Origin of the sequence: Nonomuraea sp. NPDC050540 (genome assembly GCF_044457485.1) — a bacterium.
In the GTDB taxonomy this organism is placed as follows: domain Bacteria; phylum Actinomycetota; class Actinomycetes; order Streptosporangiales; family Streptosporangiaceae; genus Nonomuraea.
The window spans coordinates 296,120-308,463 of the sequence record NZ_JBITHA010000009.1; the positions used below are offsets into that span (position 1 = coordinate 296,120).

At 69.8% G+C, this 12,344-nt stretch carries 17 protein-coding genes; 12 read left to right on the plus strand and 5 right to left on the minus strand.

All coding sequences use genetic code 11. The features are described 5' to 3' along the window. Positions 1-21: 21 nt before the first annotated feature. From ACIBI5_RS30380 to ACIBI5_RS30410, 7 genes are all read left to right on the plus strand, one after another. Positions 22-867 (plus strand): GNAT family N-acetyltransferase, encoded by an 846-nt coding sequence (locus ACIBI5_RS30380; RefSeq protein WP_397252147.1) that lies wholly within the window; start codon positions 22-24, stop codon positions 865-867. After that, positions 864-1,703 (plus strand): LLM class flavin-dependent oxidoreductase, encoded by an 840-nt coding sequence (locus ACIBI5_RS30385; RefSeq protein ID WP_397252148.1) that lies wholly within the window; start codon positions 864-866, stop codon positions 1,701-1,703. The genes ACIBI5_RS30380 and ACIBI5_RS30385 overlap by 4 nt, the downstream gene beginning before the upstream one ends. 76 nt (positions 1,704-1,779) lie before the next feature. Then, positions 1,780-2,499 carry a hypothetical protein gene (locus tag ACIBI5_RS30390; protein WP_397252149.1) on the plus strand — a complete coding sequence of 240 codons (720 nt, stop codon included), beginning with the start codon at positions 1,780-1,782 and terminating at the stop codon, positions 2,497-2,499. A gap of 21 nt (positions 2,500-2,520) precedes the next feature. Beyond that, positions 2,521-3,078, plus strand: a complete 558-nt coding sequence (locus ACIBI5_RS30395) for a TetR/AcrR family transcriptional regulator (RefSeq protein ID WP_397252150.1) — start codon at positions 2,521-2,523, stop codon at positions 3,076-3,078. Beyond that, a complete protein-coding gene (locus ACIBI5_RS30400; RefSeq protein WP_397252151.1) occupies positions 3,075-3,602 on the plus strand; it encodes a hypothetical protein in 528 nt (175 codons plus the stop codon). The genes ACIBI5_RS30395 and ACIBI5_RS30400 overlap by 4 nt, the downstream gene beginning before the upstream one ends. A 35-nt stretch (positions 3,603-3,637) precedes the next feature. Continuing rightward, positions 3,638-4,069 (plus strand): nitroreductase/quinone reductase family protein, encoded by a 432-nt coding sequence (locus ACIBI5_RS30405; protein WP_397252152.1) that lies wholly within the window; start codon positions 3,638-3,640, stop codon positions 4,067-4,069. Positions 4,070-4,104: 35 nt separating this feature from the next. Then, on the plus strand, positions 4,105-4,524 hold the full coding sequence (locus ACIBI5_RS30410) for a hypothetical protein (RefSeq protein WP_397252153.1): 420 nt from the start codon (positions 4,105-4,107) through the stop codon (positions 4,522-4,524). Positions 4,525-4,528: 4 nt separating this feature from the next. Here ACIBI5_RS30410 and ACIBI5_RS30415 read toward each other — a convergent pair whose 3' ends face one another. Further along, entirely contained in the window at positions 4,529-4,681 is a 153-nt protein-coding gene (locus ACIBI5_RS30415) for a hypothetical protein (RefSeq protein WP_397252154.1), read from the minus strand. 76 nt (positions 4,682-4,757) lie between these two features. On the opposite strand from ACIBI5_RS30415, the gene ACIBI5_RS30420 reads away from it, so the two are divergent. Both ACIBI5_RS30420 and ACIBI5_RS30425 read left to right on the plus strand, forming a co-directional pair. Beyond that, positions 4,758-5,042, plus strand: coding sequence for a hypothetical protein (locus tag ACIBI5_RS30420; protein WP_397252155.1), 285 nt, complete (start codon positions 4,758-4,760; stop codon positions 5,040-5,042). Next, the gene (locus ACIBI5_RS30425; RefSeq protein WP_397252156.1) at positions 5,035-5,658 is read left to right on the plus strand and encodes a class I SAM-dependent methyltransferase; all 624 of its coding nucleotides are present in this window, start codon (positions 5,035-5,037) and stop codon (positions 5,656-5,658) included. Before ACIBI5_RS30420 ends, ACIBI5_RS30425 begins: the two co-directional genes overlap by 8 nt. A 6-nt stretch (positions 5,659-5,664) precedes the next feature. Here the strand turns inward: ACIBI5_RS30425 and ACIBI5_RS30430 are convergent, their stop codons facing one another. Next, entirely contained in the window at positions 5,665-6,159 is a 495-nt protein-coding gene (locus tag ACIBI5_RS30430) for an HIT family protein (protein ID WP_397252157.1), read from the minus strand. 70 nt (positions 6,160-6,229) lie between these two features. Beyond that, positions 6,230-7,393 (minus strand): acyl-CoA dehydrogenase family protein, encoded by a 1,164-nt coding sequence (locus tag ACIBI5_RS30435; protein WP_397252158.1) that lies wholly within the window; start codon positions 7,391-7,393, stop codon positions 6,230-6,232. Positions 7,394-7,518: 125 nt separating this feature from the next. On the opposite strand from ACIBI5_RS30435, the gene ACIBI5_RS30440 reads away from it, so the two are divergent. Then, the gene (locus ACIBI5_RS30440; RefSeq protein WP_397252159.1) at positions 7,519-8,832 is read left to right on the plus strand and encodes a UDP-glucose dehydrogenase family protein; all 1,314 of its coding nucleotides are present in this window, start codon (positions 7,519-7,521) and stop codon (positions 8,830-8,832) included. Positions 8,833-9,019: 187 nt separating this feature from the next. Here ACIBI5_RS30440 and ACIBI5_RS30445 read toward each other — a convergent pair whose 3' ends face one another. Then, entirely contained in the window at positions 9,020-9,484 is a 465-nt protein-coding gene (locus ACIBI5_RS30445) for a ribosomal protein L7/L12 (RefSeq protein WP_397252160.1), read from the minus strand. Between the two features lie 46 nt (positions 9,485-9,530). Then, positions 9,531-10,946, minus strand: a complete 1,416-nt coding sequence (locus ACIBI5_RS30450; protein ID WP_397252161.1) for a serine hydrolase domain-containing protein — start codon at positions 10,944-10,946, stop codon at positions 9,531-9,533. Between the two features lie 77 nt (positions 10,947-11,023). Between ACIBI5_RS30450 and ACIBI5_RS30455 the strand changes: the two genes are divergently transcribed. Beyond that, a complete protein-coding gene (locus tag ACIBI5_RS30455) occupies positions 11,024-11,788 on the plus strand; it encodes a TetR/AcrR family transcriptional regulator (RefSeq protein WP_397252162.1) in 765 nt (254 codons plus the stop codon). A gap of 42 nt (positions 11,789-11,830) precedes the next feature. Further along, positions 11,831-12,343: a SecDF P1 head subdomain-containing protein gene (locus ACIBI5_RS30460; protein WP_397252163.1), complete on the plus strand. Its 513-nt coding sequence runs from the start codon at positions 11,831-11,833 to the stop codon at positions 12,341-12,343. The last annotated feature ends 1 nt before the right edge of the window (position 12,344 follow it).

Sequence of the window (12,344 nt, forward strand, 5' to 3'; positions counted from 1 at the left end):
TCCCACTGACGTTCTTTGTCCGTGGAGGCATTCGCATTGTTCGATCAGTTCCCCGAGCCCGCGCGCTCCCAGCTCATCGCCGCCCATGACGAGGGCAAGGTCAGGCCCGAGTGGTGCTTCACCGACGGCGACGCTCGCGTGTGCTTCTGGGCCCCCTACCGGGGCGCAGAACCGGTGATCACGTGGCACTTCTCCCCCGGCCCCGACCCGGCCACCGGCGCGGCGCTGCTGCGGCGCGGCCTGGCCGACGTGGGGCTCACCAAGATCTTCCATGACATCGCTCTGTCCCCCGGGATGACCCCCACCGTGGACCGGCCGGTCGAGCACGACGCGCTGATGGGCGCCGGCTTCACGCTGGAGGTCGAACGGGTGCGGCTGGAATGGGGCTCCGGCAGCGACATCCCCGCCGACTCCGGCCGGCTCACCTACCGCCCCGCCCGCAAGCACACCGAGCGCGAGGTGCTCGACGTGCTGGTACGCGTCTCCGAAGGCTCACTCGACCACGACACTCAGGTCGAGCTGGCCACCGTAGGCCCCGAGCACGAGGCCAGGTCCATGTACGACGACCTGATCAACCGCAAGGGCAAGCCCGACTGGTTCGTCATCGGCTACGCGGCCGAGGAGCCCGTCGGCCTGGTCGCCCCCGACGACCACTCCATCGCCTACATCGGTGTCGTGCCTGAGCACCGTGGCAAGGGCTACGTCTCCGACCTGCTCGCCCAGGGCACCCGCACGCTCGCCGAGGCCGGGGTTGAGCGCATCGTGGCCGCCACCGACGTGGCCAACACCCCCACGTCCAACGCCTTCCGGCGGGCCGGATACTCCGAGGTCGGCAGGCTGTTCCGTTACTACTGGAGGGCCCCGTGAGACTCGGCGTGATGTTCGACCGCGACCTGCCGCCCGAGCGGCTCGTCCCCTTCGCCCGCGAGCTCGACGCCACCGTCGTGGACGACCTGTGGGTCGTGGAGGACCTCGGCTGGACAGGCGGCGTCTCCTCGGCCGCCACCGCCCTGGCCGCCAGCTCGCGGTTGCGCGTCGGCCTCGGCATCGCGCCCGCGCCGTTGCGGAACCCGGCCCTGCTGGCCATGGAGTTCGGCAACCTGGCCAGGCTCCATCCCGGCCGCCTGGCCGCGGGGGTCGGGCACGGTGTCCAGGCGTGGATGCGGCAGGTCGGCGCGGCCGTACCGTCTCCGCTGGCTTTGCTTGAGGAGACGATCACGAGCGTGCGGGCGCTGCTGCGCGGCGAGAGCGTGGTCGTGGACGGCAAGGCCGTCCACCTCGACGGCGTCTCGCTCGTCCACCCGCCCGCCGAGCCGCCGCCCGTGCTGGCGGGGGTGCTGAGCCCCAGGTCGCTCGCGCTGTCGGGACGTGTGGCCGACGGGACGATCATCCCCGAGGGCTTCGGGGCGGCGCGGGTGCCGTGGGTGCGCGCGCGGATCGCCGCGGACGGGCCGCACGAGCTGGTCGCCTTCACTCACCTGTACGTCGGCGACGACGCCGAGCAGGTGGCGCGGCCGATCGTGGCCGAGTACAGCGCGTTCCTGAAGGTGGCGCCGGAGGAGGTGGCCATGGCGGTCGGCGGCGTCGAGCAGGCCGCGGGCCACGTCCGCGCGCTGTGGTCGGCAGGGGTGGACACCGTCGTGCTGCGCCCGGTCGGCTCTTCCCCGCTGCGGCACGTGCACGAGGTTCTCAAGGCCCTGTGAATCTGGCCGTTCGGCCGATGCCGGGTCGGTCGCGCGGCCGATGGCGGGGGGCGGCGGCCGCGCGACGATCTCTTCCATGAGACGAATCGCGGTGATGGCCGCGGGCATCGCGCTCCTCGCGGGCTGCGGCGTGGAACTCGACGCGCCCGAGCAGCATTCGGCACAGACGTTCACCCACACCGGTGGCACGCTCACGATCAAGTCGTCGCTCGGCGGGCTCCGGGTCGAGAAGGGCTCGCCCGGAGTGGTCAAGGTCGACCGGTGGCTCAAGGGCAAGGCGGCCGAAACGGGCAACTCCTCCTGGTCACTGTCCGGCGACATGCTGCGGCTCAGCGCCAACTGCAACATGGTCATCGGCGACTGCGGCGGGCGCTACCTGATCACGGTGCCGCCCGGCATCAAGCTCGTGGTCGAGGGCAGCGACGGGGTGATCGCCACCGGCCTGGCGCAGGACGTCGACATCGCGGCGACGGAGTCGATCCGCGTGATCGACATGGCCGGCGCCCTGCGCCTGCGGACCGAGGGCGCGGTCACCGGGGAGCGCCTGCGCTCGGGCCGGGTGCGCGTGCGCACCGACTTCGGCGCGATCCACCTGCGGTTCGCGGTACGGCCGGCGAACGTGGACGTCCTCTCCCGGGACGGCGGCGTGGTGACCGCGGTGCCCGCCGGCGTGTACAAGGTGGTGGCCAAGAGCCAGGACGGCTCGGTCAGCACCAAGGTCAAGAACGGCGACAGCCCGGACACGATCACCGCCAGAAGCGGAAGCGGCAACATCAAAGTCCTTTACGATGACTGACCAGTCAGTCATAATAGGCTCATGTCACCGAAACGAGTGGACAAGGCGGCCCGCAAGCAGGAGATCCTGGCCGCCGCCGTCCGCGTCTTCGCGCGCAAGGGCTTCGCCGCCTCGCGCATCGACGACGTCGCGGAGGAGGCCGGCATCGCCAAGGGCAGCGTCTACCTCTACTTCGACAGCCGCGACGCCCTCCTGGAAGCCGCCTTCTCCCAATACACCGCCGACGCCGACGCCATCCTCCGCCAAGCCCTGAACGGCACGGACCCGCCGCTGGAGCGCCTGGGCCTGCTGGTCCGCGGCACCATCGACGTGATCGCCGGCGCGCCCGATCTGGCCAGAACCCTGCTCGACCTGTGGGCGACCGACCACATGCGCCCCGCGTACAAGGCCTACCGCGAGGCCGTCGCCGAACTGATCGGCCAGATCCGCCCCGGCCTCGGCCTGCCGCACGCCACCGTCATCGTCGGCGCCATCGAAGGCGTGGTGCTGCAGTGGCTCGTCGACCCCGAGGTGCCGATCGCCGACCTGGCGGGCCCCGTCCTCGAGGTCGTGGTCGAGGGCCTGAGGGAGCGCGCATGAGCACCCACCGCACGCTCGACGATCGCCTCATCGCCCCCGGCGCCACCCCGCGCGACCGCGCCGTCGTCTACACCAGCGCCGTGGCCGGCACCGTTCTCGCCACCACGCTGGCCTATGGCGCGGGGCTGTCCGCGCTGCCGCTCGTGCTGATCGCGATCGTGGCCTTCGACCTGTACGGCGGGGCCGCCGTCAACGCCACCACCGCCGCCAAACGGCACTTCCACCGGCCGGGCCGTACCTGGCGGCATCACGTGGGATTCGTCGCCATCCATGTGCAGCCGTTCCTGCTCGCCCTGGTCGTACCCGGATTCACGTGGACCGCCGCCGCCGTCGTCTACGCGCTGGCCCTCGGGGGCGCCGTCATCACCGTCAGCGTGCCCTCGGACGTGCGGCGGCCGGTCGCCTTCGGCTGCACCGCGCTCGCGATCGGGCTGGCGCTGCCGCTGGCGATCCCGGCGGCGATCGGCTGGCTCGCGCCCGTGCTGTTCGTCAAGCTCCTGCTCGCCCATCTCCAACCGCTCTGAAGAAAATCCGAAGTCCCGCCACGCACCATGGCCGCATGACCGAGACCACCGACAGCAGGGACCGATCCGTCGCCGAGCACGTCCGCCGCTACCTGGCGACGGACGGCCGGGACGGCTACATGGAAGGCGGCGTGACCAACCTCGTCCTGACGACTGTGGGCAGGAAGAGCGGGGTGCGGCGCCGTACCGGACTGTTCTTCGGACAGGACGGCGACGCCTACGTGCTGGTCGCGTCGGGCAGCGCCTATGGCGCGCCGCTCCCGGACTGGTATCTGAACACGGTGGCGAACCCCGAGGTGGACGTCCAGATCCTCGCCGACCGCTTCCAAGCCCGCGCCAGAACCACCACCGGCGCCGAACGCGCCCGGCTGTGGGCGATGATGCTCGCCGTCGCCCCGGCCTACCGCCCCTACGCCGCCGCCGCGCTCCAGGAGATCCCGATCGTGGTCCTGGAGCGCGTCCGATAGTCTCCGACCCGATCGAGAGGACGGAGACCGGAGCCATGACCATGTCGAGGAAGGGCTCGCGCCCGATCACCGTCGACGGCGCCGATTTCCGCTGGCGGCTCAGCCGCCGGCCCGGCGACGACCGGGCCCCGCTGACCTTCACCGTCGAACGAGCCGAGGAGCCGGGCAGCGTCCTGATGGTGTCGCTCCCCTGCGGCCGCCCGGACAACCACGTGGGCGAGCGCACCATCGCGGTCCGCCCCGTCCTGGTCGCCGGATGCGTCCGCCAGGCCGTGGAACAGGGCTGGGACTCCGCTCAGCGAGGCCCGGTCTTCACCCTCAAGATCACCGACGAAGAACTCGCCACCCACCTGGGCGAACCCCCCACGTACCTGATCCCCTTCCTCTGGGGCATGATCCCGGAAGGCGGCACCGTCAGGGACCTCCCCCGAGCCACCCAGATCTGGAGCCGCTGACCCTTCAGGTGGCGTGTCGCCACGGGACACCGGGAAGATCCTCGACCCTGCCGTCGGCCCGGCGCAGGCGGACCTCTCGCTCCTCGGTGGCGTAACCGATGTCGAACAGCTGAAAGCCCTGGTCGGCGAAGACCTTGGCGAGCTCGGCCCCTGCCACCAGGAAGCTCCGTCCCACGCCGGGGGTCGGGGTCGTCGGACTGTGCTGGAAGCACGATCAGGAGACCAGCGTCAACGTGGAGGAACTCGTCCGGAATCTGACCGACAAAGCGGCGTTCGAGGCCTTCAAAAGGACGGCCGGCGTGGACGCCGTCATGGGATTCACGTGGGAGGAGTTCCAGCGTTACAGCCATCGCGGCGCGGTCTTCTCCAGCCCGGTCAGAAATGCCCACGCGAAATTCATGGGTTGCGTGAGCATCGATGTCTCCCATGGTTACCATGACATGGACGCGCAGCGCGTCTGGCACGTGCTGAATTCCCTGGGCTTCGTTCTCGGGCAGGACGGATTCGAAAATGCCTGATCTCCTCCGTGACATCACCCGTGCCACTTGCGCCGCTTATGACGCCCATGCCGATGCCTATGGTGAGATTTCCGAGGACTACGACCAGTTTCCCGGCCTCCGGCAGGAGGTCGTCGGCTTCGCGGACCGCGCGCCGTACGGCCCGCCCGTCCTCGACCTGGGATGCGGCGGCGGGCGCGACACCCGCCTGCTGGCGGCCCTGGGTCGCCGGGTGGTCGCGGGCGACTACTCCCCCGGCATGCTCACCTGGGCGCGGAGCCGTTCGGCCGGTCCGTCGGGCTTCCTGCGGCTGGACGCGCTCTCGCTCCCTCTCCGCGACCGCTGCGTCGCGGGCGTGTGGGCTTCGGGTTCCCTCCTGCACCTACCGCTGGCCTTGATGGGCGGGGCGCTGGCCGAGGCGTACCGGGTGCTGGTTCCGGGCGGGATCACCGTGATCAGCATGCGCGACGGCGAAGGCGGGGGCTGGCGGAGCGGCGGGTCGCTGGAAGGAGAGCGCTGGTTCACCTTCGTCCGCCCGGAGACTTTCACCGGGTATATGGAGTCGGCGGGGTTCTCCGGCATCCGCGTCCGGTTCTCGGGCCGCGCGGGATGGTATGTGGCGTCGGGTGAGCGGTAGTTCCCGTTACGTCCAGGCGTCGGGGTCGCAGTTCGGGGCCGCTCTGCGGATGCCGCCCCTGGGGTCGTCGACGTCGCCCTGATGCCGGGGGATCAAGTGAATGTGCAGGTGGTCGATGGTCCGGCCGGCGGCCTTTCCGTCGTTGATCCCGATCGTGTACGCCTCGGGAAAATGTTTGTCATCGATCAGGTTCTTCGCTTCACGCATCAGGGCGTAAGCACTGAGCATCTCCCGCTCATCGAGCTCGAAGAAAGACTCGACATGCCGTTTGGGCACGACCTCGACGTGGCCCGGATTGGCGGGGTAATTGTCGAACCGCGCATAGAACAACTCGTTCTCACACAGAGTCGTATGGAGCGAGGGGTCGTCCGGTTTACAGAAAATACAGTCGACATTAGCGCCGTCGCCTGAACTGTCCGCAATGAGCATTGCGTCCCCTGTCACCATAATATGCGCCATCGAGATATTGACGAACTGCCCACTACCGTACTGCGGACGCATACTGAGGGACGTCGATTCGGGGACTTTCGGCACCCGGCCCCCACAACGAGAGGACCGGGTGCGTCAATCGCTACTTGAGGAGCTGGCGGGCCATGACCATGCGCTGGATCTGGTTGGTGCCCTCGTAGATCTGGGTGATCTTGGCGTCGCGCATCATGCGCTCGACCGGGAACTCACGCGTGTAGCCGTATCCGCCCAGGAGCTGGACGGCGTCGGTGGTGATCTCCATGGCGGCGTCCGAGGCGGCGCACTTGGCGGCGCTGGACAGGAACGTCAGGTCCTTCTGGGGGGTGCCGTGCATGGCGAGTTCGGACTTGGCGGCCGCGTGGTAGGTGAGCTGCCTGGCCGCCTCCAGCTTCATCGCCATGTCGGCGAGCATGAACTGGACGCCCTGGAAGTCCCCGATCGGCTTGCCGAACTGCTTGCGGTCCTTGACGTAGCCCACGGCGAAGTCCAGGGCGCCCTGGGCGATGCCGAGGGCCTGGGCGGCGATGGTGATGCGGGTGTGGTCCAGGGTGGCCAGGGCGGTCTTGAAGCCGGTGCCGGGGTCGCCGATCATGCGGGACGCGGGGATGCGGACGTTGTCCAGGATCACCTGGCGGGTGGGCGAGGCCTTGATGCCGAGCTTCTTCTCCTTGGGGCCGAAGGAGACGCCCTCGTCGGTCTTCTCCACGACGAAGGCCGAGATGCCCCTGGCGCCTTCGCCGGGCGCCGTGACGGCCATCACCGTGTAGTACTCGGAGATGCCGGCATTGGTGATCCACATCTTGGCGCCGTTGAGGACGTAGTGGTCGCCGTCCGGCACGGCCTTGGTCTTCATGGCGGCGGCGTCCGAACCGGCCTCGGCCTCTGACAGGGCGTAGGAGAACATCGCCTCACCGGTGGCCACCGGGGCCAGGTAACGCGACTTCAGGTCCTCGGACGCGGACAGGAGCAGGGGTACGGTGCCCAGCTTGTTGACCGCCGGGATCAGGGACGAGGACGCGCAGGCCCTGGCCACCTCTTCGATGACGATGACCGTGGCCAGGGCGTCGGCGCCGGCTCCGCCGTACTCCTCGGGGACGTGTACGGCGTGCAGGTCGGACGCGACGAGCGCCTTGTAGACGTCCCAGGGAAATTCCTCGTTCTCGTCGGCCTCCGCCGCACGCGGGGCGATCTTCTCATCGGCCAGGGCGCGGACGGTCTCGCGAAGCATGTCGTGCTCTTCGGCCGGCGCGTAGAGAGGGAAGCTCATAGCACAAATACTAGGACGTCCGAGCAACTTGTTACCAGCGGGTACGGTTTGCTGGGTTTATGCAGGTGGCACAGACGAGGTAGTGAGGGCCGGTAGCATGCCTGGCGATCGAAAGGAGCTCACTCGTGCCATATCGCCTCACGGTGATCGGGACCGGATACCTGGGTGTCACGCATGCCGCGTGCATGGCCGACCTCGGATTCGACGTCCTGGGCCTAGACATCGACGCGGACAAGATCCGCCGCCTCCAGAACGGTGAGCTTCCCATCCACGAACCCGGGCTGGAACCCGTTCTGCGCCGCGGGCTCGAATCCGGCCGGCTGCGCTTCACGACCTCCTACGAGGAGGCCGGGGAGTTCGGCGACGTGCACTTCCTCGCCCTCGGCACGCCGCAGAAGCAGGGCGAATACGCGGCCGACACCTCCTACCTCGACGCGGCCGTCGAGTCGCTGGCGCCGTACCTCACGCGGGACTGCCTGATCGTCGGCAAGTCGACCGTGCCCGTCGGCACCGCCGCCCGGCTGGCCGACAAGCTGGCCAGGCTCGCGCCGATCGGCGCCCAGGCGGAGATGGCCTGGAACCCCGAGTTTTTGCGGGAGGGCCACGCCGTACAGGACACGATGCACCCCGACCGCATCGTCGTCGGCGTGCGCTCCGAGCGGGCCGAGAAGATCCTGCGCGAGGTTTACGAACCGCTGGGCGAAGTGCCCATGGTCGTCACCGACTTCGCCACCTCCGAGCTGGTCAAGGCGGCCGCGAACTCGTTCCTCGCCACCAAGATCTCCTTCATCAACGCGATGGCCGAGGTCTGCGAGGCGGCCCACGCGGATGTCCAGCAGCTGGCGACCGCGCTCTCCTACGACGACCGGATCGGCGGCAAGTTCCTCAACGCCGGGCTCGGGTTCGGCGGCGGCTGCCTGCCCAAGGACATCCGGGCGTTCATGGCCCGCGCGGGCGAGTTGGGCGCCGACCAGGCGCTGACGTTCCTGCGCGAGGTCGACGCGATCAACATGCGGCGCCGGGCCCGCATGGTGGACCTGGCGCGCGAACTGGCCGGCGGCTCGTTCCGCGGCTGCACGGTCGGCGTGCTGGGCGCCGCGTTCAAGCCCAACTCCGACGACATCCGCGACTCCCCCGCGCTCGACGTCGCGGTCACGATCGGCGAGCAGGGCGGCGCCGTCACCGTGTACGACCCGATCGCCCTCGACAACGCCCGCAAGGCCCACCCCGAGCTGAACTACGGCACCTCGGCCGTGGACGCCGTCCGAGGGGCGCATGTCGTCCTGTTGCTCACGGAATGGCAGGAGTTCGTGGACCTCGACCCCGAAGCCCTCGGCACGGTGGTCGCGGAACGCAAGATCGTCGACGGCCGCAACGCCCTCAACCCCACCGCCTGGCGCGCCGCCGCCTGGCACTACCGCGCCCTCGGCCGCCCCTGACTCTCCTTCTATCCTTTACGGCCGGCCCCCGGCCCACGCCACCCGCCGACGCGGGCTGACGCAGGTCGGGGGGATCGCTTCTCACGTCGGACGTGGTCCCCACCGCAACGGCCGTCCCTGGGCCACCTGGACCGGAAACCCCTTCCTCGGCACGCTCTGCCCTCGCCTCTGGGTTGAGGTGTGGGTTTCAGGTGGTTGTCAGGCTGGTGATGAAGAGTTCGGCCTCTTCTTCGCCCATTCCGGTTTCGCCGCGTACCAGGTAGATCGCCTGTTGGCGGTGGCCTTCCGCGACCAGGTCGCGGACCCGGCCCGCCAGGTCGCCCGCGGGCCGGCGGGACAGTGACGGGCGCATGCCGGCGAAGGCCGGGTGGTCGGTGAGCCTGCGGCGGCCCGCGGCCACGTCCTCCACCAGGTCCTTGGCCTCTTTCAGGCCGAGCCGGGTGCGCTCACGGACGATCTTGATGGCCTGGATGGTCTTTCCCTGCCGCAGCAGGCGGAGGACTTCCTGCTCGGTGTCCGCGGCCGAGTGGAGTGAGGGAGGCGGCGGCTTCTGTTCGCCCCGGCGCCGGCCGGCCAGCGTCACCAGGCTCACGCCTACCGCGGCCGCCACCACTCCGAGGATCAGCACCATCTCCATCAGCCCGAGTCCCATGCCCCGCATGATATTCACGGCCGGACGCGATGGCACCCTTCGGATGTCAGCTCGCGCGCTTGGGCGTGAATCGCAGGCCGGAGTGCAGCCCGGCCGGACGGTCGCCGGTGGCGGGCAGGGCGGCCAGCAGGGCTCCCCTGCCGATGACGCCGGAGAAGACGGAAGCGTCCAGGCCTTCTGGCGCGTAGAGGCCGGGGGCGAGGCTGCGGTAGGTGACCGGCGGGGCGGCGCCGGCCGGGACCCCGCAGGCCTCGTAGGTGGCGCGGTGGTCGTCGTCGTAGGGCTCGAAGTGGTTGGTGACCCGCAGCGCGTCGTCGTCGACCTCGACCACGACGCGGCTCTGGAACGAACCGTACTCGCCGGCCAGTTCGGGGCCGGGACGCTCGGGCGGGCCGCCGAAGGGCGGGGTCACCGCGCGTCCGGTCACCTCTTCGATCACGGCGATGTGCAGCTGGTCCTGGAGCAGGACGTTGGCCGGGCCGGTGCCGAAGCTGGTGATGACCGTGTCGTACTCCGGCAGGATCGTGAAGGCCGAGTTGCCGCCCGGTGAGGTGCCGCCGTGGAAGGCGGCGGTGGTGCCGGCGATGGGCTCGAGCCACCAGCCCAGCCCGATGGGCGGCGCCTGCGGAATGCCCAGGTCGAAGGTCGGGGTCAGCATGGCCTTCACCGAATCGGCCTCGATCACGCGGGTGCCGTTCTGGGCGACGCCGGCGTTGAGATGCATGCGGCCGAACGCGAGCATGTCCGCGACGGTGACGATCGGCGTCCCGCCCGCGGCCCCGATCGATTCGGGGACGCTGAACAGCGACGTCGCGCGCAGGGCCATCGCCTCCATGTCGAAGAAGGCGCCGACGGCCGTGCGGCGCAGGAACGCCTGGGTCTGGACGGCGGTGGCGTCCCGCATCCCGCACGGCTCGAACAGGTCGCGCCGGATCGCCACCTCGTACGGCAGGCCGGTCTGTTCCTCGATGATGCGACCGGCGAGCACGAATCCCGGGTTCGAGTAGTGAATGCACGTGCCCGGCTCGAACAGGACGTTCACGTTCCGCAGATGCTCCACGTACTCCCGGTGGGCGTCCCTGCCGCGCACCGCGCTGGGCACGAGCCCGTCGGCGTCGATGCCGTTGGTGTGGTTGACCAGCATCCGCACGGTGATCCGGTCGGCCGCCGCCGGATCGCTCAGGCCGAACTCGGGCACGTACCGCCGCACCGGCGCGTCCAGGTCGACGGAGCCGCGCTCGACGAGCTGGAGCAGCATCGTCGTGGTGAGGACCTTGCCGACCGAGCCGAGCAGCCACGCGGTGTCCTCGGTGAACGGCTGGTCCGTGTTGAGGTTGGCGGTCCCCCGCGCGAGCGTGAACTGCTCACCGCCCACGGAGACGCCGATGACGGCCCCTGCCACCGCGCCGCCGGCCAGCGACTCCTGAAGCGTCTCGTCAAGACGCCGCCGAATCGATTCCATCGTTTCCATCCCCCTAGTCGTACGCGGTACGAGCTCTTCGTACCGCGTACGATTAACGTACGGATACGCTGTACGAGATGTCAACTCAGGACCAGAACCAGCCGCGGACGCCCCTGTGGGCCCGTCCCGCCCCAGCGGTGCGGCAACCACGGTTCACGCGGGAGCAGATCGCGAAGGCGGCGATCGCGATCGCCGACGCGGAGGGGTTCGCGGCGCTGTCCATGCGCCGGCTCGCCGACGAGCTCGGCGCGGGCACGATGACCCTGTACCACTACGTGCCGAGCAAGCAGGACCTGCTCGCGCTGATGAACGACGAGATCCTGAGCGAGCTGGCCGGCCCCGACACGGGCCCCGGAGCGCTATCCGACACCGGCTGGCGCGACGCCCTCGCCCGCTTCGGGCGGGGCCTGCGCGCGATCTCGGAGCACCGCCCCTGGGTGATCACGGTCCTGGGCAGCAAGGACATCGGCCCGAACGGCATGCGCGCCCTTGAGCGGGTCCTCGCCTCGCTGGCCGGCACGCCCTTCGACGCCGCGGAGAAGCTGGAGCTGATCGCGCTCATCAGCTATTACGTGGCCGGCTACACCACGCAGGCGACCCCGGCCGAGGAACCCGGCGAGGAGTGGATCAACGGCGTCGCCGCCTTCGTCACCTCACGCCTGGAGACCGGGGAGTTCCCGCACATCCAGCAACTCCTGGACGGCGGTGACGCCGAAGCCTTCGTCCGCCGGCTGGACACGCAGACGGCCGGCGACGAACAGTTCGAACGCGGGCTCACGCGGATCCTCGACGGGATCGAGGCCGAGCTCGGACGACGTTGGCCTGCCCGCGACACTTCGTGATCTCATGGCAGGTGAGCCGATTCCTACGTGGAGGGCGATGCCGTGAAACCCGGTCCGATTCTCGCGATCGTCGCTGGAGCGCTCGTCAACGTCGGGGTGGTCCTCGTCGTCGTCTACGCCATGGTGATCGGCGCCGCGTCCTCCAGGCTCCCGTGGAAGCCCGTCAGCGAGTCCTTCGCGTTGCGGCCGGTCCTCGACATGCGGGCCGCGCCCTGCGCCGCCGGCTGGATCGCCGGCCAGGACAACGCCTCCTGCTACCAGCTCGACCAGGCCACGGAGGTCACCGCCGAGAAGGCGACGGCGAACTTCGGGCCGTCGGGGCAGTGGGTCATCCAGGTCACGCTGAACGAGGCGGACGGGCGCGAGTTCACGGCGCTGACGGAGAAGGTCCACCAGCTGCCGCAACCGCGTAACCAGCTCGCGATCGTCATCGGCGGCAAGGTGATCAGCGCGCCGACCGTCCTGGAGCCGATTCCCGGACGGGTGCTGGAGATCACCGGCGGGTTCGACAAGAAGACCGCCGAGGAGCTGGCCGCGCGGCTGGGCGGCGGCTGAA